This window comes from Sedimentibacter sp. B4 (genome assembly GCF_000309315.1).
GTDB classification, from domain to species: domain Bacteria; phylum Bacillota; class Clostridia; order Tissierellales; family Sedimentibacteraceae; genus Sedimentibacter; species Sedimentibacter saalensis.
This window is the reverse complement of record NZ_CANG01000937.1, coordinates 33,910-58,757: the sequence shown is the minus strand read 5'-3', so window position 1 is coordinate 58,757 and position 24,848 is coordinate 33,910. Positions and strand designations below refer to the sequence as shown.

Genomic DNA, 24,848 nt, shown 5'->3' with positions numbered 1-24,848 from the left:
TATTAAAAATTTCTTAACTTTTTCTGCATCTTTTTTGAATTTTTATTACAAATGTAGTTTTAAATATACAAAGGTTTGCAAAAATATAAAATTTGCAGGCCTTTTTTTATTGCCAAAAATTATAAAGTCATGAATAATTCAGCATTGTTAAAAAAAGAAGCAAAAATATACAAACTTTTTCCATGCACTATATATGCACATTAAAGTATTAATATGCAAAATACGGTGTGTCGAAAATGCTTGCAATTTGCAGAATCTTCTATTATAATTATTTTTGTTAGTAAAAAAATTGATAAGTGGTAAACCTGCCGAAAGGCAGCGACACAAAGCTACAGGGCCTAAAGATATTTATTCTATGGTTGCCAGCTGCCAATAATAATGAAATGTAATTATTTTTTATAATTATAATTTAATTATTATTGTCGCATGCAAACATATAAACTTTATATGTTTTTTATTATGCCTTTTTTTAAGATAACGGGGGAGATTAAGATGAATTTTGATAACAATGTAAGTTTAAATCTATTGAATAAGAGTCTTGACGGGCTTTGGCTCAGACAGCAAATCACTATGGAAAACATAGCTAACTTTTCCACACCAGGCTATAAAAGCAAATTTGTTGACTTTGAAAGCCTTCTTAAATCAAATCTTAATAATACTGAAAAAACTTCAGAAGCAAACAATCAAATAAAATCAAGCAACATCATAATTGAAGAAAATAATGATCAATCATTGCGACTAGATGGAAACAATGTGGATCTTGAAAAAGAAAATCTCCAGCTTGCAAAGACGCAGCTTGAGTACATGTATACAGTCACTGAAATGAATTCTTATTTTTCTAAACTTAAGTCTGTTATTTCAGAAGGCAAAAAATAAGGGGGAAAGTTATGGCATTTTTGGAGTCACTTAATATCAGCGGATCAGGGCTTACTGCTCAGAGATTCCGCATGGATGTAATATCTGAAAATATTGCAAACATTGATACAACAAGAACAGAAAACGGGGAACCTTACAGAAGAAAGATGGTTGTTCTTACTTCTGAAAACAGTTTCAAGGAAATGATGGTTAAAAATATTAAGGATTATGAAGCCGGTGGAGTGGAAGTTACGGAAATTGTTGAAGATCAAAGCGAGTTCAAGCTTGTTTATGACCCTGAACATCCGGATGCCGATATGAACGGATATGTGAAAATGCCCAATGTTGATTCTCTAAAGGAAACAGTGGACATGATGGAAGCATACAGAGCGTATCAGGCAAATGTAACTGCTCTTAACACAACAAAACAAATGGCAGTGAAGGCTTTGGAGATAGGGAGATAAAAAATGTTTATAGAACCGATACAACCAATTAAGGGAATTTACCAGATTAATGAATTAAGCAAGAATGAAAACACAGTTGAAAAAGGAAACAGTCTTTTCAAATCCATTTTTGACAATGCATTAAATGATTACATAAGTGCTGAAAAGCAGGTTGACGAAGACATATACAAGCTTTCAACAGGAGAAAGCGATGATGTTCACAATTTAATGATAAATACAAAAAAAGCAGAATTATCTCTTGATCTTATGATACAACTTAGAAACAAGACATTAGATGCTTACAATGAAATAATGCGTATGAATTTATAATATAGCGTACATATTTAGGAGTTATTAATGGCTGATCAAATCAAAAACATCGTCAAAAGTATAAAAGACTTTTGGGATAAATTAAGCAGCAAAAGCAGGAAAATTATAATTGGCGGATTTGCAGGCATAGTTGTGGCGTCTTTAATTATTGCACTTGTTTTGAACAACAAGGAATATGTTGTTTTGTTCAGTGGTATTGACGAGGAAGAAACTGCTGAAGTAATGCAGCAGCTTCAGGAAAACAACGTTGATTACAAATATGAAAATGACGGAACCATTCTTATACCAGAAGCGCAGGAAAGCACCTTAAGAATGCAGCTTGCACAGTCAGGACACCCCAGAAGCGGAACAAATTACGATGTTTTTACTGAAAATATTGATTTCATGACAACAGATTATGAAAAAAGACAATATGAAATATTTCAGCTTCAGGAAAGGCTTCAATCATCAATTATGACAATTGATGGTGTTGAGGATGCAATTGTTACTATAAGCGTACCTGAGGAAAAAAACTTCGCATGGGAAACAAATACTGCAAAACCTTCCGCTTCAGTAAAAGTAAATCTTAAAAGCGGCAAGTCATTATCCTCTTCTCAAACAGATGGAATAATGCAGCTGGTGGTTAAAAGTGTTGAAGGTCTGGAGGAAGAAAATGTTGCCATTGTTGATAATGATGGAAACAGTCTTGTGGCAAGTGGAGAAATTAAGCAAACAAACACCATAAAGCTTAAACTGGAAATTGAAAAGCAATTTGAAAGAGAAACAATCAAAAATGTTTCAGAGTTCCTGGCAAAGATATACGGTGAAGAAAATATTAAAGTATCTGCAAAATGCACTATTAATTTTGATAAGAAAATAAGCGAGATGCTACAGTACCTGCCAGATGAAGAAACAAAACTTGGTGTTCCGGGAAGCACACAAAATCAAAGAGAAATAACAGGACCCGGTGAAACTGTTGGAGGAATATCAGGAACAGAATCAAATGCTGAGGTTCCCACATATCCGGGAGTAGTAGTAGAAGGCGACAACATTTATTTTAAAGATTCAAACTCAATCAATTACCTGGTAAGCCAGCTGAAGGAACAAATTGAGCATAATCCGGGGGAAATTGAGCAGTTGACTGTTGCTGCTGTAATTAACAAGGCAAGCATAAGAGATGAGGAATTAACTGAAGTCAAGGAACTCATAGCTTTCTCGGCAGGTGTTTCAACAGAAGACATAGCACTTCACAACATGCTTTTTTATGATCCTGATGCTCCGGCTCAGCCTGCAATATCAGATGAAGTAAATGGAGAAGATGCAATAACTATGAGAGAGATACTGATTTACGGCGGAATAGCGCTGGCAGTTTTATCGGTGCTGATTTTCATATTGAGCATAGTCTTAAGAAAGCGTAAGAAGAAAAAAGAAGCCTTGAATGCTGCCAAGTCAAAAGCTGAAGCAGAAGCTGAAGCAGCCGCAGCCGGTGATTTCTCATGGCAGGATATACAAGATGGAATTAAACTGCAGGAAACACAGGAACAGGCTATTAAAAAACAGCTTAAGGAATTTACATCGACAAATCCTGAGATTGCAGCTCAGCTCATAAGAACTTGGATAAAGGGGGATGAAGAATAATATGTCGGACACAAAACTTACAGGAAAACAAAAAGCAGCGGCAATTATCATTTCTCTCGGAGCCGATGATGCATCGAAAATATACAAATACCTTAAGGAAGAAGAAATAGAGCAGCTAACATTTGAGATTTCAAGGCTGCAGCACTTAAGCCCACAGGTAATGGAAAGCACATTAAAGGATTTTTATGATCTCTGCCTCACTCAGAAAGTTATAACTGAAGGCGGATTCGAGTATGCCAGAAACGTTCTAGAAAAGGCCTTTGGGGCCCAGACGGCGTCAAGTTTACTTGAAAGAGTTACAAAGACCATGAGGACAAAGTCATTTGAATTTCTCAGGAAAGCGGATTATAAAAATCTCATTACAATAATTCAAAATGAACATCCTCAGACAATTGCACTCATATTGTCTTATGCAAGGGCAGACCAGGCATCAGCAGTAATTGCAGAGCTGCCAAAAGAAAAAAGAATCGATGTTGTTGAAAGAATTGCAAAAATGGACCGTACATCTCCTGAAATCATAAAGTATGTGGAAATGGAGCTGGAAAAGAAATTCAATTCCATTGTTTCTGTGGATTTCACAGAAATAGGCGGAGTAAACTACGTGGCAGATGTAATGAACAACATGGACAGAAGCAACGAAAAATATATATTTGACGAACTCAACAAAAAGGATGTCAAACTCGCAGACGAAATCAGAAAGAGAATGTTTGTATTCGAAGACATTGTTACAATGGATTCTCTTGGAATTCAAAGATTCCTGCGTGAAGTGGACAGCAAAGATCTTGTATTTGCAATTAAAGGCTCCAACAAAGAAGTTGCCGATGTATTGTTCGGCAACATGTCAACCAAGATGGGTGATACAATCAAATCTGAGCTTGAATACACTCACAATGTAAGGTTGAGAGATGTTGAAGAAGCACAGCAGAGAATAGTTTCAGTAATAAGGCGCTTGGAAGAAGAAGGAGAGCTTTTCATAGCCAAAGGCGGAAAGGATGATATTATTGTCTAATATAATAAAAGCCCAATATGTAGTTTTTGATGACAAAAATATACCCAGAATAATGAAAACCGAGCCTGAACCAAAGGTGATAAATACCCCAAGAGAAGACCTGTATGAAATTTACAACCAAAGGGAAGTAATTTTAAAAGAAGCCAACGAAGAAGCCATGAAAATAGTAAATACAGCAAAAAGAAATGCTCAGTCTGAAATAACTGAGCTAAAGAAAAAGGGCTATGAGGAAGGCTTCAATGCAGGAATGGAAATAGGCAAAAATAAAGGATATGAAGAAGGACTGCTTACGGGACGCAACAAGGCAGCCGAAGAAATTAAAGAGCTGAATCAATCACGATTAAAAGAAATATCATATATGATTGAAGAAATAGAAAATGAAAAAGATGCCATAATTTCAAAATATGAAAATAGTATTGCTAATTTATCAATTGAAATTGCAGAAAAGATTATAAGACAAAAAATAGACTCAAATGAAAATGTGATTACAAAAATAATAGACGATTCAATCAAGGATTACAGAAACGTTGAATGGATAAAAATATACATTTCAAATGAAAGTGATGTTAAGAAAATCAAGGCCGACAAGGACTTGATAAACAATCTCAACAAAATATCCAGTGACGTTAAAATAGAAATTGCAAGTGACTTGAAAGAAGGAAGCATAATAGTTGAAACTCCCGAAGGAATAGTGGATGCAGGAGTAATAACTCAGCTTAACAATCTTAAGGAAATGGTGCTCAGCAAAAATGATATGTGATGAAAAACTTAAAAGTATCCGTGACACCATAGCAAGAGAAGACCTTTGCTCATACATAGGCAAGGTTAAAAGAATATCAGGAATGATGATCGAAGCAACGGGAAACAGGTACAAAATCGGAGAGGTATGCGAAATACTCAATGATTCCCGGGATAAGAGAGTCCGAACAGAAGTAGTAGGATTCAACGACGGAAGGGTATTGTTGATGCCTTATGAAGACATAAAAGGCATCGGTCTTGGAAACATTGTTGTGTCAACAAAAAACAAACTTAAAATTCCGGTTGGAGATTTCCTCATAGGACGTACAGTTGATGCAACCGGACATCCCATTGACGGTGGAGAAGATTTCAACAGTGAAGAGTACTGTTATGTTGACAGCGAGTACATAAACCCATTGTCAAGGCCCAGAATTGAAGAAAAACTGAGTTTCGGCGTGAAGGCAATCGACGGTCTTCTCACAATAGGAAAAGGTCAGCGTATGGGTATATTTGCTGGAAGCGGCGTTGGTAAAAGCACACTTCTTGGAATGGTTGCAAGAAATGTAAAAGCCGACATAAACGTTATAGCCCTTGTTGGAGAAAGAGGAAGAGAAGTAAGAGAGTTCATTGAAAAAGACCTTGGAGAAGAAGGATTAAAGAGGTCTGTACTGGTCATAGCAACTTCTGACCAGCCTGCAATGCTCAGAGTAAAATGTGCTATGGTTGCCACAACCATTGCTGAATATTTCAAGGACAAAGGAAAAGATGTGCTGTTGATGATGGACTCGCTCACAAGATTTGCAATGGCTCAAAGAGAAATAGGACTTGCAACGGGAGAACCTCCTGTAGCCAGGGGTTACACTCCTTCCATATATGCAGAACTTCCAAAGCTTCTTGAAAGAAGCGGAAACTTCAACACAGGCTCCATAACAGGAATTTACACGGTGCTGGTTGAAGGAGATGATACGAATGAACCAATTGCAGACACAGTGAGAGGAATTGTGGACGGACACATTGTTCTTACAAGAAAGCTTGCCAATTCAAACCACTATCCGGCAATTGACATAAATGCAAGCATATCAAGGCTTATGAATGACATTGTGTCAAAAGAGCAAAACGACAATGCTAAGAAAATGAGAGACTTGCTTTCAGTGTACTATGCAAATTATGATCTGATATCCATAGGGGCATATAAAAAGGGAACAAACTTGAAGCTTGACGAAGCAATATCCAAAATCGATATGGTAAACAACTTCCTCATGCAGAGAGTGGACGATAAATTCACATATGATGACGTGCTTGCGCTAATGAATGAAATATAGTGATATGGGGGAACAATGAAAAAGTTTAGTTTTTCGCTGCAGAAGGTTTTGGAAATAAAAGAACAAGTTTTAGAAAACTTGAAATTGGAATTAAGCAACTTAAATCATGACTACAAAGAAGTGGAAAATGAAATAGCAATTATGAAAAGCAAATATTCAGATATAAATATGGAATTTTCAGAAAAATCATCTGTTTCCATTTCTGTTGGTGAAATGTCTTATTATAAAATGCTTTTAAGCAGCATACTGAGAAAAATAGAAAGCAAGGAAGAGGAAAAAGAAAAAATCCTTAAAAAAATAGAAGATAAAAGGCATGAAATTGTAAGCAAGAATGTAGAAATATCAAGCCTTGAAAAATTAAGGGAAAAAGAGCTGGAGAAATACAACAGTGCCCTGGCGAAAAGCGAAGAACTTTTCATTGAGGAGTTTGTTTCAAACAAAAGCATGGTCAAGGGTTACTTAGTATGATAAATGATTTTTAACTATTGAAAGGAGGTGAGTATAATGAACGTAAATTTAAACGGAATGATTCCGGGACAACTGGGACAAATGCCAAAAAACATGGCTGCAGTAAGTACAAAAGAAAATTTTTTCATAAATTTGTTAGATTCTTTGATGGCAGAAAACATACCAGGGACTTTGATGGCAGCTACAATGGTTGATAATCCTGATGTATCAGTTAAAGATGTTAACTTGCTTGAAATGATAGGAAAAGATATGGATTTAAGCAAATCGTCAGATTCAGTGACTACTTCTTATGTACAGCTGGTTTGAAGGAAATTGAACCAACAGAAAAAGTTAAAAAAGAACACGGATGAAGATTTAATGGCTTCGATTGAAGTAATGAGCCAATACCTTGCATACGTACCAAATTTGGAAACTGACAACTATGAAGTGTTTAAGGCTGATGACAGCATGAAGGTTTTTAATGAATTGATAAATCAATCAAAACCAAAATCAGATACTATGCAAAGCTTTAAGGTTCAAGAACAGCAAAATCCGGCTCAGGAGAAACTAAATACTGAAGTTCCTATGTATGAAGGCTTAAAAGAAATCAGCACATATGCAGAGAAGCTGATTACGCACATAGAAAACAGCAGAAGCAAGCTTAAGAATGAAATTGATCTTAATGCAAATCTGGCAGAAAAAAATAAATTAATGTTTTCTGATAACAAAATAATCCAAGTAAGCGACGAGTCATCTTACATAAAATCTTCAGCCATTTCTCAAATTAAGGACAAAATTGAGCTGATGGTTAATGAAAGAACAAACGGTACAAAAGAAGTGACCATGGAACTGCAGCCTGAAAAATTAGGCAAGGTAAACATAAAAATGTTCTATGAGGGCAACAAGCTTACAGTGGAAATAAAGGCATTGAATGAAGAAACCAGCAAGCTGCTCATGTCAAATTCACAGGAGTTAGCAAAAGTATTGAACAAGACAATAGATTCCAACGTGAATGTTGTTGTAAAGCATGATGAAACGACTTATGGTCAAAATCCTCTTGATTACAACCAGAATCAAAACAAAAATCAGCAAAAAAATAATTATACATACAGTGGAAATGATCATGATGACAACGACGACGACATTTTTTCTCGGATTATGAACAGCACAGCATAAGAAAGGAGGGTAATATGGAAATAAACGCATACGGTACAAGTGGTACATCTAATTTAAATATAAGCACAAAAAACAGTTCAGCACTGGATATGAATGACTTCTTGAATTTGATGGTTGCCCAGGTAACAAACCAGGACAGCATGAATCCCATGGAAAATACGGAATTTGTATCACAAATGGCCCAGTTTTCAGCATTGCAGGCAATGACTGATTTAACTGAAATATCAATGCAGGGACAAGCGACATCTCTCATTGGGAAAAATGTTGTTATGGCAAGCTATAACAGCAAGGGAGAGCTTGAAATACAGGAAGGGGTAGTTCAAAAGGTAACTATCCACAGCGGTGAAACAAAGCTTTTTGTAAATGATATTGAGTATGATTATTCAAATGTTATGGAAGTTAAAAATGAATCGGAAGAAACTGTTACAGAAATGGACATAGCCACTCAAATGCTTGAAGGAGTAAACAGCATAAAGAATTTTCTGATTAAAGATGAAACTGTTGATGATTCAACAATTGAAGGCAGTCAGATATACTAAGGTGGTGATTAAGTGACTGACATAAATTTTATAAGAAAAATAAGCAACTTAAACAACGGTATTCAACCAGGTACAAACTTAAAACACAACCAGGACATAGATTCATCTTTCAAGGACATATTCAAAGAAAAGTTCAGGGAAAATGAAGTTACATTTTCAAAGCATGCAAATGAAAGAATATCTGAAAGAAATATCGATGTAAGCCCGGAAGTGACGGATAAACTCAATGAAGCCGTAGAACAGGCAAAAGACAAGGGTTTGAAAAATGTGCTTGTAATGATTGACAATCAGGCATTCATAGTGAGCACCATGAGCAACAAGGTCATAACAGCAGTAAACAGCAATGAGCTTAAAGAAAACATATTTACAAATATAGATGGAGCTGTAATAAAATAGCCGGTCCTTTTTAGGGGGTTATAGTCCGGATTGTTTGAAGGACTCACAGCTAATAAAAAAAGGAGAAAGATTAATTATGATGAAAGCACTTTATTCTGGAGTTTCAGGTTTAAGAAGCCACCAGACAAAAATGGACGTAATAGGTAACAATATCGCCAACGTAAACACAAATGGTTACAAAACTCAACGTGCAACATTCAGAGACGTTTATTACCAGACAGTAAGCAATCCAAGCCAGGCATCTGCTGGAATAGGCGGAACCAACTCATCACAGGTAGGTTATGGAGCACAGATTGCTTCAGTGGATACTATCCATACATTATCCGGATACTCTCCTACAAACAAGGAAACAGACCTTTACATCAATGGGGAAGGCTACCTGAAGGTAACTGATGCCAGCGGAAACATGTACTATACTCGTTATGGCGCATTGAACTTTGACTCTGAAGGACAGCTGGTTGATTCAAACGGTTCTATTGTAATGGGTATTAATGGAGACACAACTGCAGCAGCAAATGACACAATTGCTGAAGCTTCTCTTGCTAAAATCCAAATCGCTATTAATGATTATTCAAACATTACTATAAATTCAGACGGTACAATTACAGGCGTAAAAATAGGAACGGACCAGATAGACACATTGGGCCTCATAGCAATTGCAACAATACCTAACCAAGCAGCTTTGCAGCTGGACGGAAGTTCCTACTATACTGCTGGAAATAACACTGGAACAATTACATACCATGCTGCTGGATTGGGCGGTTCAGGATCTCTTGTAACAGGGGGACTTGAAATGTCAAATGTAGACCTGGCCAATGAGTTTTCAGACATGATTATAACTCAAAGAGGTTATCAGGCAAATTCAAAAATAATAACTGTTGTTGACCAAATGCTTGAAGAACTTGTCAACATGAAAAGATAAATAAAAAATAACAGTGTAATAGACGGATAACAATAGAAGGACAATGAAAAATTGTTCATCTATTGCCGTCGTTACATCTTGCTTTATCAATAAAAGTATTAACCATGTCTATAAAATGTTGTGGTTGTGGTTAATATTTTTATAAAAATAGGAGGGCTTATGGTAGAAGTATTGGGTATTAACGGGGAATCATTTATATTGAATGCTAGCTTAATTGAAAAAATAGAATTCATTCCTGAAACAAAAATAACCCTGACAACAGGAAAGTATTACCTGGTTAAAGATTCAAAAGAAGAAATAGTCAATAAAATAATCAAATACAATCAAAAAATATTAAAAGGCGTTACTGCTGAATAACAAGAGGTGAAAGATGAACATATCGTTTTTAATTGGGTTGGTGGCAGGAGTTGCCTTAGTAGTATACGGAATTGGAACAAGCGGGTCAAGCTTGTCTCAGGTTACACAAAGCTTTATTGATTTTCCCAGCATGTTTATTACATTTGGAGGCGCTTTTTCTGCAACCATAATGTCCGTTCCGGTTAAATACCTTAAGGATGTACCTAAAAATTTAAAGGTGCTGATGAAAAGAGAAAAAATTAATTTGAACGAATATATAGACACCATAGAAGAGCTTGCCAAAGAAGCAAGACTTAAGGGATTATTGGTTCTCGAGGAAAAAGTCAATGCCATGGATTTGCAGGATGAGTTTTTAAAATACTGCGTAATGCTCATAGTAGATGCCATTGAACCAACAAAGGTAAGAGCACAGATAGAAAATGAAATAGACTGTATTGAAGCTCGACATGCTTCTGCATGGAAGGTATTTGATACATTGGGAAGCTTCGGACCTGCCTTTGGTATGCTTGGAACACTCATTGGACTCATAAACATGCTTGCAAACATGGATACATCAAACGGAGCAGATGCTCTTGGTAAAGGTATGTCCACTGCACTTGTTACAACATTTTACGGTTCAGCTCTCACAAATATGTTTTGTGTTCCAATATCTAACAGACTGAAAGCAAAGCATGACGAAGAAATGATAGCCAAGGAACTGATTATGGAAGGTGTCCTTTCAATACAGTCAGGTGAAAATCCGAAATACATAAGAGAAAAACTGAACTCATACATAACATATGAAGAAAGAGGTTCCGCAGCTCAAGCAGATAGTGAAGAAGGCGGAACAAAGAAAAAATCAAAAAGAGGAAAAAGCAGAAAAAGTGAAGCAAATGCTTAAAACTGCAAATAGGGGTTAATATGGCTAGAAAAAGAAAAAGGGACGGCGGTGGCGGAGCAAGTTGGCTGGAAACATACAGTGATATGGTTACATTGCTGTTGACATTTTTTATAATGCTGTATGCCATGTCAACAATAGATGCCCAGAAATATGCAATAATAGTAGAGGCCTTTTCAAAAGGCACTGAAGTTAAAGAGCAAATTGAAGAATTATCTGGAACAGGTCAGATGGACGGTGGCTCCATAGAAGTAGAAGAAGCTGATGAAGAGGATATTGATCAGCTTTATGAAATGCTTAAAAGCTACGTAGATGAAAACAACCTCAGTGAAAGCGTAGAAATAAGCAAAAGCGAAGAGTATGTGTTCATCAGATTTTCTGACAACATCACATTTAAGGGCTACAGCAACGACTTAAATCAAAGCGGTCGAGACATTTTAGATGTACTTGCAAACGGGTTGAATCTGGTTGACGAATATGTGGAAGAAGTAATCATAGCAGGGCACACAGCTGAAGTGGAAAAAGACAAGTCAAACATAGACAGGGCACTTTCAACAGACAGAGCCAATGCAGTGCTTCAATACCTGGAGAGCAAGAATGTAATTAGTCCGGCCAAGTATCTGGCTATAGGATATGGACTGTACAGTCCCATTGCAGACAACAGCACTCCTGAAGGAAGGGCAAAAAACAGAAGAGTTGAAATTTTCATAAGCCGCAAGGGACATCCAATAAGTTATACAGAAATAATTAAAGATACAATAAATGGAGATGACAACACTGAAAGTGAAGATAAAATTGAGTATCAGAGCAATCAGTTAAGATAAGGAAAAATCATGGAACGAGGGCGTATGATATGGCAGAAATACTATCACAGAGCCAGATAGACGAGCTGCTTAACAATTTAAGCAGCGGAGATGTTGATATAAAGGAAATTGAAGCAAATGAGAAGAAAGTAAAAGAATATGATTTCAGAAGTCCTAAAAAAATCACAAAGGAAACAATAAAGCTACTAAAAGGGATTTATGAAGGCTATTGCCGCATGCTATCATCAAGGTTGACGTCCATGCTAAGGCTCATGTGTGATGTTACAGTGGAACAGGTTGAAGAAAGCATATTCCATGAATACAACAACGCCCTGGATGATTATGTGCTCATGGGCCTTGTAAATGTAGGATATCCGGACAATTCGATTTCAGACAGCCAGATTCTCATGGATATTTCAAAACCGTTGTCTTTTGTAATAATAGACAGGCTTTTGGGCGGAAGCGGTGAAGAGTATGAAAATATAAGAGATTATACGGACATAGAGCTTTCACTGCTGGGAAACATGTTGAAACAGATTGTCCCAATGATGGGTGTTTCATGGGATAGTACAATTGAACTAAAAACCGAGCTTGCTAAAATAGAAACCAATTCAAGATTCATTCAGTCAATAAATTACAATGACACTATAGTCATAGTGGTATTGAATGTTGCTTTGAATGAGTCCACAGGAAAAATAACCATATGCATGCCTTCAAGTATCATTGGCGAAGTCATGAAAAAAGCCAATATATTTTCAAAGACAAGCAAGAAAAAAATGGATCAAAGCGTGGAAGAACAAAAGGAAATTATCATGGATTCCATAAAGTCTTCCAAGCTTACAATAACAGGCGTGCTGGGAAAAGCCCAGGCAACGCTGAAAGATGTTGTGGACATGCAGGTCGGAGACTTGATAATCCTTGACAAGGCCGTCAATTCCTATGTTGATGTGAATGTTGACGGTGAAAAGTGGTTTGAGGGAACATGGGGAACAAAGAAAAATAAAGGCGTAATAAAAATTAAGAATATTATACGATAGAGGAGCTACTTATGATGAATGAAAATATTTTTTCAGATATGGAGCGGGATGTAATAGGAGAAGTAATGAATATAAGTTTAGGCTCTTCTGCTACATCACTGTCCACATTGTTGGGAAAAAGAGTTGAAATAACCGTGCCTAAAGTAAATGTAATAAACGCCACGCAGTTCAGCTATGAAAATCTGGAACCTGCAATAGGTGTTGAAATCAACTATGTTGAAGGACTAAACGGCGTCAATCTCATGATATGGAAAAGAATGGACGCAAAAGCCATAATAGAAATATTGATGGGGCAATCCATAGCTGATGATGAGTTTGAAATGGATGAGATAAATTCAAGCGCCATATGCGAAGTAATGAACCAGATGATGGGTTCAGCAGCAACTGCCTTGTCAGACTTTTTAGGAAAATCAATAAACATATCAACACCTTTAGCTTATGAAATCAATGACAAAACTGAGTTCAGAAATAAATATTTTATAGAAGATGAAGTTATTGTAGCAGTAAGTTTCGATCTGTTTATAGAAGGAACGGTACAGAGTCAGTTCATAAATGTAATGCCTGTTTCTCTTGCCAGAGAAATTGTATCTAACTTTTTAAAAGGAGCAGAAAGTTTTGCTGAAAGTCCTGCTGAAGAAACAAAGCCTCAGGAAGAAATAAAGAAGACAGACATGGCAGCAGAAGTCAAGGACATACAAAGAAACACAGAAGTGTTTGAATATGAAGATGATGATGATTACGAAGAAAGACCAAGACAAAGAAACATACAACAAAGGCCAAAACCAAAAAAGAAAGAACAGGTTCCTGTAAATGTAAGACCTATGGATTATGAAAGGTTTGATGATGATGAAGAAGATCAGCTTTCAGAAGAACAGCTTTCAAATCTTGAATTAATTATGACAGTGCCGCTGGAAATCAGCGTTGAAATAGGAAAAAGCAAAAGAAAGATAAAAGATATACTTGAATTTTCTCAGGGTACCATAATAGAGCTTGACAAACAGGCAGGAGCTTTAGTTGACATCATAGTTAACGGTCAGCTCATTGCAAAGGGTGAAGTTGTTGTTGTAAATGACAATTTCGGAGTTAGAATAGCAGAAATAATCAAAAAAGATGAATTGATAAAAATCACATTATAGAATTACGGAGGTTAGAAATGGAAGGTAAAATATTAGTAGTGGATGATGCAGCGTTTATGAGAATGATGATTAAGGATACGCTGAAAAAGAATGGTTATGAAAATTTAATAGAAGCATCAGATGGTGAACTGGCAGTACAGGCATATAAGACAGAGAAACCGGATTTGGTTATAATGGATATTACCATGCCAAACAAAAATGGTCTTGAGGCATTGAAGGAAATAAAAGATTTCGATCCTTCTGCAAAAATAGTAATGTGCTCTGCTATGGGTCAGGAATCAATGGTTGTTGAAGCAATACGAAGCGGTGCAAAAGACTTTATAGTTAAACCATTCAAGGCTGACAGAGTATTAAAAACAGTACAGGGTATCATCGGATAGGAGCTGGTTTAAATTAAGGATATATTTTCGCTGATTGCTTCTTTGGCAGGAATTATATTGGTTTTGTTCTTGACTTACTACGGTACCAGGTGGATTTCTACTAAAACAAATATTGCTTCCGGTTCAAAGTACATGAACATAGTTGACAGGATTGTCATAGGTCAAAACAAGTACCTGGTAATAGCTGAAATAACAAACAAGTACTATTTGCTGAGCATCACAGAGAAAGATGTGAACATCATAAAAGAACTGGATGATTTTCAATTAAAACATGAAGAAGAAAAGCCGGAAGTTATGGATTTTAGCAGCATTATAAACAAATTTTTGAAAAAATAGCATGGCAGTGAGAATGCCTTATAAATCAGGCATTCTCAAAAAGAGGAAAAATGACAAGCAAGATAAAACAAATTTCAGCAACAATTTTAACAATTATGGTTTTTGTGTTCCTGAGCACAAAAAATGCGTATGCAGGAACAATCAACATGGACATTAACGGAAATTCAGCACAGACTGTTGAAATTCTGGTTATGCTCACGTTGATTACACTGCTGCCGTCTATTTTGATAATGATGACAGCTTTTACACGAATAATAATAGTCCTGTCATTTTTAAAAAATGCCATGGGTTTGCAGCAAACACCTCCAAACCAGGTTCTCATAGGAATTGCAATATTTCTTACACTGTTCATAATGTCGCCGGTTATTGACGAAATAAATACTGAAGCTTATGAGCCATACAAAAATGAAGAAATAGCACAGGAAGAGTTTTTTGACAGGGCATCTAAGCCTTTAAAAATATTCATGCTGAAGCAGACTGGAAACGACGAACTTCAAATGTATGTTGATATGTCAAACGATGAAGAAGTTAAAAATCCTGAAAGTGTGGAAGATTTACCTCTGACTGTTGTAATGCCGGCGTTTGTAACAAGCGAACTAAAAAGAGCATTTATCATTGGTTTTCTATTGTATATACCGTTCCTCATAATAGATATGATAGTATCAAGCGTCCTCATGTCCATGGGTATGATGATGCTGCCTCCGGTAATGATATCAATGCCTTTCAAGCTGCTTCTGTTTGTTGTAATAGATGGGTGGTCGCTGTTGTTTAAAACACTGATTTCTACCTTTAATTTCTAGGAGGGCTTATGAATATATCATTTGCAATGGAAATCATGCAGTCTGCAGCAATGGCTGCAATTAAAATAGCAGCTCCAATTTTGTTGTTGAGTCTTACCATAGGGCTTCTTATAGCGGTTTTTCAGGCAGCTACTCAAATACATGAACAAACACTCACCTTTGTTCCAAAGCTTCTGGTAACGGTATTAGTGCTAATAATGTTGGGTCCATGGATGATGGAAGTGATGTCTGACTTCATTTTTCATATATTTGACCTAATGTTGACTGTTTACTAGAGGTGCATATGACACTTACGGGAGATTTTACTTATTTTTTATTAATACTTGCAAGAATGAGCGGATGTGTGTTTTTTAACCAGATATTCGGAAGAGGAAATTTACCTTCAATATTTAAAATATCCCTCAGCTTGTTTTTTACAGTTACGGCATACGGAATGCTTCCTCCTCAAGCAGATATTGTAGTCAGCACAAACATTGAATACATGTTTTTGATAATAAAAGAACTGTTCATAGGCTATATCATAGGTTACATAATCAGCTCGTTTTTCAGCATAGTTGTAATAGGCGGTGAAGTAATGGACATGCAGATGGGCATGTCAATGTCAAAAATATATGATCCAAGCAGCAATGTTTCATCAGGTATTACAGGAAGCTTTTTAAATATAATTTTGATATTCTTATTTTTTAGCGCCAATGGACACATATCGCTGATTAAAATATTCATGACTTCATGTAAGCTCATAGAAATAGGAAATTTCAGCATACCACAGGACTTGTTTAGGAACATGGTTGAGATGTTTTCTCAAATACTGATATTATCCTTGAAATTAGCAATGCCTTTAATGGCAGTGGAAATAATTTTGGAGTCTGGAATTGGTGTGTTAATGAAGGCAATACCTCAAATACAGGTTTTTTCAGTGAACGTGCAATTAAAAATAATTGTTGGACTACTTTTAATATTGATGCTTGTTCCCACATTCTCAACATTTATAGATAAGATTCTTACTCTTATGTTTGAACAAGTAAGGAACAGCCTAAGTTCACTGATAACATAGAAATAATGTAAAAGGAATAAGTATGGCAGGCGAAGAAAAAACCGAGAAAGCCTCCCCCAAGAAAAGGCGGGATGAATGAAAAAAGGGTAATGTATTTCAAAGCAAGGATGTTGTAACAGTTGGAGTCATTGCCATATCATTTATAATGCTGGATTTTTGGGGACCGCACATTTATAAATACACAAGCAATGCCTTCAGGAAATATATTTCTTTGATGACTTCAACGTACAGTATAGAAGAAAACTTCTTGTCACTGCTTGTAAAGGACATTACATTTACGCTGTTGTCCAGCGTGGGAATCATAATGATTTCTGTAATGTTTACATCAGTCATATTTACAGGAGCACAAACAAAATTTCTCATATCAAGAGAAAATATAAAATTTAAATTTTCAAAATTAAATCCTCTTTCGGGGATAAAAAGAATGTTTTCCATTAGGTCTGTTGTGGAAGTCATAAAAAATCTGATTAAAATCGCAATACTTGCATACCTGATTTATTCAGCCATAATGGACAACTTGCAGCAGGTTCCTAAACTTGCACAAATAGATTTGGTCTCTGCAATACATTTTATATTTTCATCAATAATGGTAATTGTTAAAAAGGTAATAATAGCATTCGTTGCCATTTCAGCCTTTGACTTTCTGTATCAATGGTGGGAATACGAAAAGAACATTAAAATGTCAAAGCAGGAAGTTAAGGAAGAATACAAGCAAATGGAAGGGGATCCAAAGGTCAAGGGAAAGATCAAGGAAAAACAAAGAGCCATATCCTATTCAAGGATGATGCAGCAGGTTCCGCAAGCCGATGTAATAATTAGAAACCCTACACATTTTGCAGTTGCAATAAAATATGATATTGAAAAAGACCGTGCTCCAATTGTTCTGGCCAAGGGACAGGACAACGTGGCACTGAGGATTATAGATAAAGCAAAAGAAAGCAACATTAATATTGTTGAAAACATCCCTTTGGCAAGGGCATTATATAAAACTACAGAAATAAATCACGAAATACCTTTGGAATATTACGAACCTATTGCAGAAATATTGGCGTGGGTCTACAGGTTAAAGGAAAAGGAAAAACAATAAAATATGAAGAAGATACTTAACAATTCCATTTCACTATTCATAATAGCAATAATACTCATGATAATAATTCCACTTCCGGAGTTTGTACTGGATTTGATGTTTATTATCAACATAGCATTATCCATAATAATATTGCTTACAACAATGTATATAAAAGAAGCCCTGGAATTTTCAGTTTTTCCTTCGCTTTTGCTCATAACCACATTGTTCAGGTTGTCATTGAACATTTCTTCAACAAGGCTAATACTTACAAACAGTGGGGATGCAGGAGCAGTTATTGCAACATTTGGTAACTTCGTTCTCGGCGGAAATGCAGTAGTAGGATTCATAGTGTTCATAATTATTGTATTGGTTCAGTTTATTGTAATCACAAAAGGTGCTGAAAGAATCGCAGAAGTAACGGCGCGTTTCACCCTGGATGCAATGCCTGGTAAGCAAATGGCAATAGATGCAGACTTAAGCTCTGGAATAATAACTGAAATTGAAGCAAAGAAAAGAAGAAACAACATACAAAGAGAAGCAGACTTTTACGGAGCAATGGACGGAGCCACTAAATTCGTCAAGGGCGACTCCATCATGTCAATCATTATTACCGCCATAAACTTTGTAGGCGGAGTAATAATAGGAATGGTTCAGGGCGGTTCCACATTTGCTATGGTAATTCAAACATATTCAATTTCAACAGTAGGTGACGGCCTGGTTTCCCAGATACCGGCTCTCTTAATATCAACTGCAACAAGTATGATTGTTACAAGAGCAGCTTCAGAGTCCACCATGAATGTGGATTTGACAAGCCAGTTCAAATCACAGCCTATAGTCCTGATAATTTCAGGAATTGTATTGATAATAATGGGACTCATACCGAACTTTCCTAAAATTCAGACCTTTACACTTGCAGCTATTTTCATATTTTTAGGGTACAAGCTTCTTGAGGGAGGCAGTGAAAAAGTTAATGATTATGAAAATGAAGAAACTAAAAGTGAAGAAGCAACCCCTTCAGAAGAAGAATATTTCAGAAATATTGACAACATATATGAACTCATTCAAATTGATCCAATTGAAATGGAAGTCGGATACAGTTTGATTCCTTTGGTGGACGAGGCAAGCGGAGGTAACTTCATTGACAGGGTTGTAATGTTCAGACGGCAGTTTGCCCAGGAAATGGGAATGGTTGTTCCTTCAGTTAGACTGAGAGACAACGGATACTTAAACCCCAATGAATATGTGGTCAAGCTCAAAGGGGAAGAAGTGGCAAGAGGAGAAATACTGGTCGAGTATTACCTTGCACTTGATCCAGGAAGCCTGTCCGGTGAAGTTGACGGCATAGAAACTATTGAGCCGGCTTACGGTATACCGAGCAAGTGGATTACAAAGGACAAGAAGGAACTTGCAGAAATATATGGCTACACAGTAATTGATCCTTTGTCGGTGCTTTTAACTCACTTGTCAGAAGTTATAAAGACACATGCTCATGAACTGCTATCAAGACAGGATTTAAACCAACTACTTAATAACATCAAGAAAGAAAATGAACTGTTGGTGCAGGAAGTTGTTCCCGGAGTTGTTTCCCAGGGAAATCTCCAAAAGATTTTAGGAAATCTCCTTCGAGAAGGAATTCCAATAAAGGATATGGAAACAATTCTTGAAACTATAAGCGATTACGGTTCTTCTGTAAAGGACACTGAAATGCTTACAGAATATGTGCGCCAGTCACTTAAGAGGACTATAACGAGGAAATGGGCAGAAGGCGGTCAAATAAAGGTAATAACACTCAGTACAGATGTTGAAAAAATAATAATAAGCGCAATAAACAAAAACGAAAGAGGATCTTATTTATCCATAGACCCTGATGTAATGCAGAAGCTTGTGGGACAGCTCTTAGAACAGATAAATAAACTGAAAAATGAGCTGAACACTCCAATTATTCTCACATCTCCATTTGTGAGGGGATATTTTAGGAAACTTTTAGATCAATTTTATCCAAAGGCCATTGTGTTATCATTTAATGAAATTGATAATTCTACGCAGATACAAGCATTAGGCAATATTGCAATTTAATTGGTATGAGAGAGTGATGATATGATTTTAACTGAGAAAACAACAATTGTAGATGAAAATTATTTATGGGAACAATATGCTTTTACTAAAGACATAAAAATAAGAAATCAGATTATAGAAAAATACAGCTATCTGGTTAAAATAATCGCTTTGAAGTTAAGAGGCGTATACCAACAGTACGGTGATGTGGAAGACATTGTCAATGAAGGCATAATTGCGCTTATTGATGTAATAGACAAGTTTGATCTGTCAAAGAACATCAAGTTTGAAACATACGCAACAATTCGAATCAGGGGATCTATCATTGACTACGTCAGAAAGCAGGACTGGATACCCAGAAAGGTTAAAAATGACTTCAAGACAGTAAAGGAAGCTCAGGATGAGCTTACATTCAAGCTGGGGAGGGAGCCTGATGACAAAGAAATTGCAAGGCATCTTAAACTTGACATTACTGAATACAACAACATAGTGAGAAATGCCCACGGCACTGCCATGTTGTCATTTGAAGAACTGCTGAGTGAAACAAATCTAAGGGAACTGGAAACAAGTTCTGGCTATGAGCTTCCGGAGCAGGAGCTTGAAACTAAAGAGCTTTATGCAATTTTAAAAGACGGCATAAACAAATTGAATGAAAAAGAAAAACTGGTTGTATCACTTTATTATAACGAAGAGCTGAAACTGAAGGACATAGCAGAAATTTTAAATATCAGCAATTCAAGAATATCGCAGATACATACTTCAGCGCTGCAGAAATTGGAGCATGGAATAAGACAATATATGTACGATAAAAAATAAAGAGGTGTTTTATGTCAAGAGGATTTTATGCTTTAACATCAGGAATGCTAACCCAACAAAGAAAAATTGACATTTCAAGCAATAACATATCAAATCTTAACACTGCCGGTTATAAAAAAGAACAAGCTGTGACTACAAACTTCGGAAGTCTGTTCATAAACAAGTACAAGCAGGATGGAATAAGAGAAGAGTCAGTTCCCCTGGACAATGTTTCAATAATAAGGACAATGGCTGAAAACAACACCATACATTCACAGGGAACACTGGAGCAGACAGACAGAAACACTGATTTTGCCATTATGGGAGCAGGTTTTTTCGCAGTGGACAACGGGGGAGAAGTTTTATACACAAGAAATGGAAGCTTCAACATAGACAATGAAGGATACCTTGTTCTTCAGGGTTCAGGAAGGGTACAGGGCGAATACGGAGAAATATATGTGGGAAGCGATGAGTTTGATTTCAACAACGGCACAATCATTGTTGACGGAGAAGAAGTGGACAGAGTTGCAGTATATGATTTCCTTGACTACAACAGTCTTAACAAAACAGGAGAAGGGTTGTACACATCAGAAGAAGATCCTGAACTTGTGGAATATCCTGAGGTTATAAACAGTACAATTGAAAGGTCCAACGTTGATGTCACAAAGGAAATGACAGATATAATGTCATCTCAAAGGGCTCTTCAAACAGCGGCCCAAGCATTTAAAATATATGACATGATTCAAGACAAGGCTGTTAATGAAATAGGAAAAATAAATTAGTATAATTAATTTCAGGTTGATGACAAGGTATATATTCTGGACGTTGTCATTCTGAGAGCTTGCTCGAAGAATCTCATGTTTTCAACAAAAATGAGATTCTTCACTAACGTTCATGATGACAGCGTAGGGGTTTGTCAATAGTCTAAAATTAATTTTATTTCCTGGGAAATTTGTCACTTAACAGAGAAAAGCTATATGATTTTAAAATATTTGTCAATAAGGAGCAATTATGATTAAAGCATATTACACTGCAGTAAACGGAGCAACAAGCAATCAAAATTACCTGGATGTTATTTCAAACAACATGGCCAACATCCAGACAGAAGGATTTAAAAAATCAAAGGCTGAGTTTTCTGATTTGATGTATACAAACATACGCGGTTCTGAAGGAGAAAACACAGAAATGAAATCAGGAAGCGGAAGCAGACTTAATAAGGTAGACGTAATGTTCAATCAGGGAGCCCTGTATTCCACAGGAGGAAAAACTGACTTTGCAATTGCAGGAGATGGCTATTTTGCTGTGCAGTTTGAAGACGAAAACTTGTATACAAGAGGAGGAAGCTTTCAGGTAACAAATATTGATGATGAGAACTACCTCACATATCAGGGAGGCTTTGTTTTAAATAATGAGGAAGAACCTATAATTTTGGAAAATTCTGACGATATTATAAATGTAGGTGTTTTTGAGTTTATGAATAACGGTGACTTAATGCAGGCAGGAAACAATTTGTTTCGTATTGCAAATGAAGATGCTGAGTACAGCCTTTCAGAAAAATCAAGGGTTATGAAAGGCTTCCTGGAATCTTCCAATGTTGATTTGGCTGAGGAAATGGTAAAACTTCTTCAAATTCAAAAATCATTTCAGTTGAATTCAAATGTAATACAGACTGCAGACGAAATTGAACAAACAATAAACTCTTTAAGAAGCTAAATAACTAAAGGAGCGGTACTATGGAAGAAATTAACAGCTTGCAGGACGGTGTGGAGGCAAATGAGGCTCAAAGTGAAGAAGCACTGCTGAAGTATAACATCAATCATTTAGTATCAGCGAACAAATTAAAAACTTACGTAAGAATAGAGTTGTTTGACAAAGAAACAGAGATCAGCCCGGAGGAAATACTAAACTATCTGGCTGAACAGGGAATAGTTTACGGAATAAGAGAAGACGAAATCAGATCATATTGCCAGAACAAGGAATATAGTAAGGAACTTACGGCAGCTTGCGGCAAAGAGCCTGTAAATGGTAAGGACGCAGAGCTCGTTTATGATTTTGATGTTTCAAAGGAATGCAGATTTACAGAAAAGGAAGACGGTTCAATTGATTTTCACAATTTGAACAATGTTATAAATGTTAATAAAGACGATGTACTCTGCCATATAATTCCTGTGCAGGATGGTGAGGACGGAATTGATGTTTACGGAGAGGCAATAGCTTACAAAAAAGGCAATACAGTTTCATTTAACAACGGAAACAACACATATGTGTCGGATGATGGCCTCAAGCTTCTTGCATCCTCAGACGGAAGCGCTGAAATATCAAATGACAAAGTCTATGTGGAAAGTGTCTACAAGGTTGAAAATGTGGACAACGAAACAGGAAACATAGATTTCGTTGGAAATGTTGTAATAAACGGTGATGTGAAAGCAGGGTTTTCAGTGTCTTCAAAAGGAGACATTAAGATACGCGGTATGGTTGAAGGAGCTCACATAAAAGCTGAGGGAGAAGTTGTTATAGGCAAGGGAATGAATGGCATGGGAAAAGGAACAATATATGCCAAAGGCAATATAACAAGCAAGTATATTGAAAATGCAACAATTGTTACCGATAAATGCATATATGCGGAAGCTCTTATTAACAGCGATGTAACTGCAAAGGAATCTATAATGCTCCGTGGTTCAAGTGCAGCGATAATTGGAGGAACCAGCCAGGCTGAAAATATGATCTATGCAAAGACCATAGGAAGCAAGACAAACGCAGAAACAAATATCATTATAAACTTAACACGCTACATGGAAGAACAAAAGCTTTATGCTGCTAAAGAAAAAAATCAATGACAGCCTTGAAAAGGAATTGGATTTGAAAAATAAAGAGCTTAAAGATATCGAAGAAAAAACAGATGTAATTATGAGTTCAAGCATGGATGCCAACAGTAAAAATGCAGTAAAAAAACAGCTTGTGCTAAAAAAAATAAAGGTTAACAACGAAATACAGGATTTGAAAAGACAGCTTACTGAAATTATTCCAACAGACAACGTAGCAAATCATAAAGTAGTCTGTAAGGGAATAATGTATGCTAACACAAAGATAACAATTGGATGGATGAAGCACAGGGTAAGACAGGACATAAGCTACAGCAAGATTTACAATGACGGAAACGACATATCAGTTGTGCCATTGAATCCGTCTGACCTTGAATGAAAAAAGAGTCAAGGAGGCAAAATGGAATTAAACGAAATTCATATAGATATTTTAAAGGAAATAGGGAATATTGGAGCAGGCAACGCTGCCACATCTCTTTCACAAATGTTGTCAAAGAGAATAGACATGAATGTTCCTGAAGTAAGTTTGCTTGATTATGAGAATGTAATAAATTCCATAGGAGGAGCTGAAAATGTAGTTGTTGGAATCTTAGTAAGCTTTGAAGGTGAAATTGAAGGTGTAATATTGTTTTTACTTAAAAAAGAATTTGTGCATATGATTTTAAATTCGCTTTTAGGCACCGAACTTCAAGGCTTCGAGGATATTTCTGAAATGGAAATGTCAGCTTTGTCGGAAATAGGCAACATAATGGTATCTTCATATGTAAATTCAATATCTTCTCTCACAAACATGGCAATTGACATAACAGTTCCAAGCCTGAACATAGATATGTCAGGAGCTCTTCTTGATGCAGTTACTGCAGAATTCTCAGAAGCAGCAGACAGGGTAATTTTCATAAGAGAAAAATACTTTTGTCAGGAAGAAACCATATACAGCCACATGCTTCTTTTGCCAAGCATGTCATCCCTGGAAATATTGCTTAGAAAGTTTGGAATGGAAATATGAGCCAAGAAGTAAATGTCGGAATATCAGACATGAAGATAGTGACTTCACCGGAAGGGCTCATATCATATGCCCTTGGATCATGTGTTGGAATTTGCATAACGGATAAAGTGCTTAAAATTGCGGGGATGGCTCACATTATGCTTCCATACAACAAAAATGAAGACAAGGCAAATATATTCAAATATGCTGATACAGGAATAGCTGAAATGGTAAAGAAAATGGAAATGATGGGCTGCATGCGCTCCAGGATGGTTGCAAAAATTGCAGGAGGAGCCAAGATGTTTGAAATTAAAAGCAACTCAACCATCGGAAACATTGGTGAAAGAAATGTTTTAGCCACAAAAGAAACCCTTCAAAATTTAAAGGTGAAGCTTGTGGCAGCAGACACAGGAGAAAACTACGGCAGAACAATAATTTTTGACAGCAATACAGGAAATCTGACCATAAAATCATTTGCTAAAAATATAAAAGTAATTTAATAAAATCCGGGGACGTACCCTTAAGTTGATTTATTCAACTAAAAGGTA

The 24,848-nt window shown here is 36.3% G+C and carries 31 protein-coding genes, 1 pseudogene and 1 riboswitch; all 32 genes and pseudogenes read left to right on the top strand.

Features of this window, described 5'->3' with window-relative positions; all coding sequences use genetic code 11:
* Positions 1-288 precede the first annotated feature (288 nt).
* A riboswitch (cyclic di-GMP riboswitch) is annotated at positions 289-374 on the top strand.
* Between the two features lie 118 nt (positions 375-492).
* Positions 493-876 (top strand): flagellar basal body rod protein FlgB, encoded by a 384-nt coding sequence (gene flgB, locus BN358_RS17035; RefSeq protein WP_019229739.1) that lies wholly within the window; start codon positions 493-495, stop codon positions 874-876.
* Between the two features lie 11 nt (positions 877-887).
* A complete protein-coding gene (gene flgC, locus BN358_RS17030; RefSeq protein ID WP_019229738.1) occupies positions 888-1,319 on the top strand; it encodes a flagellar basal body rod protein FlgC in 432 nt (143 codons plus the stop codon).
* 3 nt (positions 1,320-1,322) lie between these two features.
* Positions 1,323-1,628, top strand: a complete 306-nt coding sequence (fliE, locus tag BN358_RS17025; protein WP_019229737.1) for a flagellar hook-basal body complex protein FliE — start codon at positions 1,323-1,325, stop codon at positions 1,626-1,628.
* A 27-nt stretch (positions 1,629-1,655) separates the two neighbouring features.
* A complete protein-coding gene (gene fliF / locus BN358_RS17020; RefSeq protein ID WP_019229736.1) occupies positions 1,656-3,245 on the top strand; it encodes a flagellar basal-body MS-ring/collar protein FliF in 1,590 nt (529 codons plus the stop codon).
* On the top strand, positions 3,235-4,254 hold the full coding sequence (gene fliG, locus BN358_RS17015; protein ID WP_019229735.1) for a flagellar motor switch protein FliG: 1,020 nt from the start codon (positions 3,235-3,237) through the stop codon (positions 4,252-4,254). Before fliF ends, fliG begins: the two co-directional genes overlap by 11 nt.
* Positions 4,238-5,014 (top strand): FliH/SctL family protein, encoded by a 777-nt coding sequence (locus BN358_RS17010; protein ID WP_019229734.1) that lies wholly within the window; start codon positions 4,238-4,240, stop codon positions 5,012-5,014. Before fliG ends, BN358_RS17010 begins: the two co-directional genes overlap by 17 nt.
* Complete coding sequence (fliI, locus tag BN358_RS17005; protein WP_019229733.1) at positions 5,004-6,314, top strand: flagellar protein export ATPase FliI; 1,311 nt, start codon at positions 5,004-5,006, stop codon at positions 6,312-6,314. Before BN358_RS17010 ends, fliI begins: the two co-directional genes overlap by 11 nt.
* Positions 6,315-6,329: 15 nt before the next feature.
* Entirely contained in the window at positions 6,330-6,782 is a 453-nt protein-coding gene (fliJ, locus tag BN358_RS17000; protein WP_019229732.1) for a flagellar export protein FliJ, read from the top strand.
* A gap of 36 nt (positions 6,783-6,818) precedes the next feature.
* Positions 6,819-7,088 (top strand): hypothetical protein, encoded by a 270-nt coding sequence (locus BN358_RS16995; RefSeq protein WP_019229731.1) that lies wholly within the window; start codon positions 6,819-6,821, stop codon positions 7,086-7,088.
* Positions 7,089-7,094: 6 nt separating this feature from the next.
* Complete coding sequence (locus BN358_RS16990; protein WP_019229730.1) at positions 7,095-7,937, top strand: flagellar hook-length control protein FliK; 843 nt, start codon at positions 7,095-7,097, stop codon at positions 7,935-7,937.
* Between the two features lie 14 nt (positions 7,938-7,951).
* Positions 7,952-8,476, top strand: a complete 525-nt coding sequence (locus BN358_RS16985; protein WP_019229729.1) for a flagellar hook assembly protein FlgD — start codon at positions 7,952-7,954, stop codon at positions 8,474-8,476.
* A 12-nt stretch (positions 8,477-8,488) separates the two neighbouring features.
* Entirely contained in the window at positions 8,489-8,872 is a 384-nt protein-coding gene (locus BN358_RS16980; RefSeq protein WP_019229728.1) for a TIGR02530 family flagellar biosynthesis protein, read from the top strand.
* Between the two features lie 76 nt (positions 8,873-8,948).
* The gene (locus tag BN358_RS16975; RefSeq protein ID WP_040583892.1) at positions 8,949-9,794 is read left to right on the top strand and encodes a flagellar hook-basal body complex protein; all 846 of its coding nucleotides are present in this window, start codon (positions 8,949-8,951) and stop codon (positions 9,792-9,794) included.
* 159 nt (positions 9,795-9,953) lie between these two features.
* Positions 9,954-10,151, top strand: a complete 198-nt coding sequence (locus BN358_RS16970) for a flagellar FlbD family protein (RefSeq protein WP_019229726.1) — start codon at positions 9,954-9,956, stop codon at positions 10,149-10,151.
* A gap of 13 nt (positions 10,152-10,164) precedes the next feature.
* A complete protein-coding gene (locus BN358_RS16965) occupies positions 10,165-11,031 on the top strand; it encodes a motility protein A (RefSeq protein ID WP_019229725.1) in 867 nt (288 codons plus the stop codon).
* Between the two features lie 20 nt (positions 11,032-11,051).
* Positions 11,052-11,852: a flagellar motor protein MotB gene (locus BN358_RS16960; protein WP_019229724.1), complete on the top strand. Its 801-nt coding sequence runs from the start codon at positions 11,052-11,054 to the stop codon at positions 11,850-11,852.
* A gap of 29 nt (positions 11,853-11,881) precedes the next feature.
* Positions 11,882-12,868: a flagellar motor switch protein FliM gene (gene fliM / locus BN358_RS16955; RefSeq protein ID WP_019229723.1), complete on the top strand. Its 987-nt coding sequence runs from the start codon at positions 11,882-11,884 to the stop codon at positions 12,866-12,868.
* Positions 12,869-12,879: 11 nt separating this feature from the next.
* On the top strand, positions 12,880-14,004 hold the full coding sequence (fliY, locus tag BN358_RS16950) for a flagellar motor switch phosphatase FliY (protein WP_019229722.1): 1,125 nt from the start codon (positions 12,880-12,882) through the stop codon (positions 14,002-14,004).
* A gap of 17 nt (positions 14,005-14,021) precedes the next feature.
* The gene (locus tag BN358_RS16945) at positions 14,022-14,384 is read left to right on the top strand and encodes a response regulator (protein WP_019229721.1); all 363 of its coding nucleotides are present in this window, start codon (positions 14,022-14,024) and stop codon (positions 14,382-14,384) included.
* Between the two features lie 42 nt (positions 14,385-14,426).
* Positions 14,427-14,720 carry a flagellar biosynthetic protein FliO gene (locus BN358_RS16940; RefSeq protein WP_157593551.1) on the top strand — a complete coding sequence of 98 codons (294 nt, stop codon included), beginning with the start codon at positions 14,427-14,429 and terminating at the stop codon, positions 14,718-14,720.
* A gap of 50 nt (positions 14,721-14,770) precedes the next feature.
* Entirely contained in the window at positions 14,771-15,520 is a 750-nt protein-coding gene (gene fliP / locus BN358_RS16935; RefSeq protein WP_019229719.1) for a flagellar type III secretion system pore protein FliP, read from the top strand.
* An 8-nt stretch (positions 15,521-15,528) separates the two neighbouring features.
* Entirely contained in the window at positions 15,529-15,795 is a 267-nt protein-coding gene (fliQ, locus tag BN358_RS16930; protein ID WP_019229718.1) for a flagellar biosynthesis protein FliQ, read from the top strand.
* An 8-nt stretch (positions 15,796-15,803) separates the two neighbouring features.
* Complete coding sequence (fliR, locus tag BN358_RS16925) at positions 15,804-16,574, top strand: flagellar biosynthetic protein FliR (protein ID WP_019229717.1); 771 nt, start codon at positions 15,804-15,806, stop codon at positions 16,572-16,574.
* A 91-nt stretch (positions 16,575-16,665) separates the two neighbouring features.
* Positions 16,666-17,661 (top strand): annotated as a pseudogene (flhB, locus tag BN358_RS16920) (flagellar biosynthesis protein FlhB); the annotation flags it as partial.
* Between the two features lie 3 nt (positions 17,662-17,664).
* Complete coding sequence (gene flhA / locus BN358_RS16915) at positions 17,665-19,719, top strand: flagellar biosynthesis protein FlhA (protein ID WP_019229715.1); 2,055 nt, start codon at positions 17,665-17,667, stop codon at positions 19,717-19,719.
* A gap of 21 nt (positions 19,720-19,740) precedes the next feature.
* Positions 19,741-20,514 (top strand): sigma-70 family RNA polymerase sigma factor, encoded by a 774-nt coding sequence (locus BN358_RS16910; protein WP_019229714.1) that lies wholly within the window; start codon positions 19,741-19,743, stop codon positions 20,512-20,514.
* An 11-nt stretch (positions 20,515-20,525) separates the two neighbouring features.
* A complete protein-coding gene (locus tag BN358_RS16905) occupies positions 20,526-21,275 on the top strand; it encodes a flagellar hook-basal body protein (protein ID WP_019229713.1) in 750 nt (249 codons plus the stop codon).
* 229 nt (positions 21,276-21,504) lie between these two features.
* A complete protein-coding gene (locus BN358_RS16900; RefSeq protein WP_019229712.1) occupies positions 21,505-22,206 on the top strand; it encodes a flagellar hook-basal body protein in 702 nt (233 codons plus the stop codon).
* A 20-nt stretch (positions 22,207-22,226) separates the two neighbouring features.
* Positions 22,227-23,330, top strand: coding sequence for a DUF342 domain-containing protein (locus tag BN358_RS16895; protein WP_019229711.1), 1,104 nt, complete (start codon positions 22,227-22,229; stop codon positions 23,328-23,330).
* Positions 23,305-23,694 carry a hypothetical protein gene (locus BN358_RS16890; RefSeq protein WP_019229710.1) on the top strand — a complete coding sequence of 130 codons (390 nt, stop codon included), beginning with the start codon at positions 23,305-23,307 and terminating at the stop codon, positions 23,692-23,694. Before BN358_RS16895 ends, BN358_RS16890 begins: the two co-directional genes overlap by 26 nt.
* A 21-nt stretch (positions 23,695-23,715) precedes the next feature.
* Positions 23,716-24,321, top strand: a complete 606-nt coding sequence (locus BN358_RS16885; protein WP_019229709.1) for a chemotaxis protein CheC — start codon at positions 23,716-23,718, stop codon at positions 24,319-24,321.
* Entirely contained in the window at positions 24,318-24,800 is a 483-nt protein-coding gene (locus tag BN358_RS16880) for a chemotaxis protein CheD (RefSeq protein WP_019229708.1), read from the top strand. The genes BN358_RS16885 and BN358_RS16880 overlap by 4 nt, the downstream gene beginning before the upstream one ends.
* Positions 24,801-24,848 lie beyond the last annotated feature (48 nt).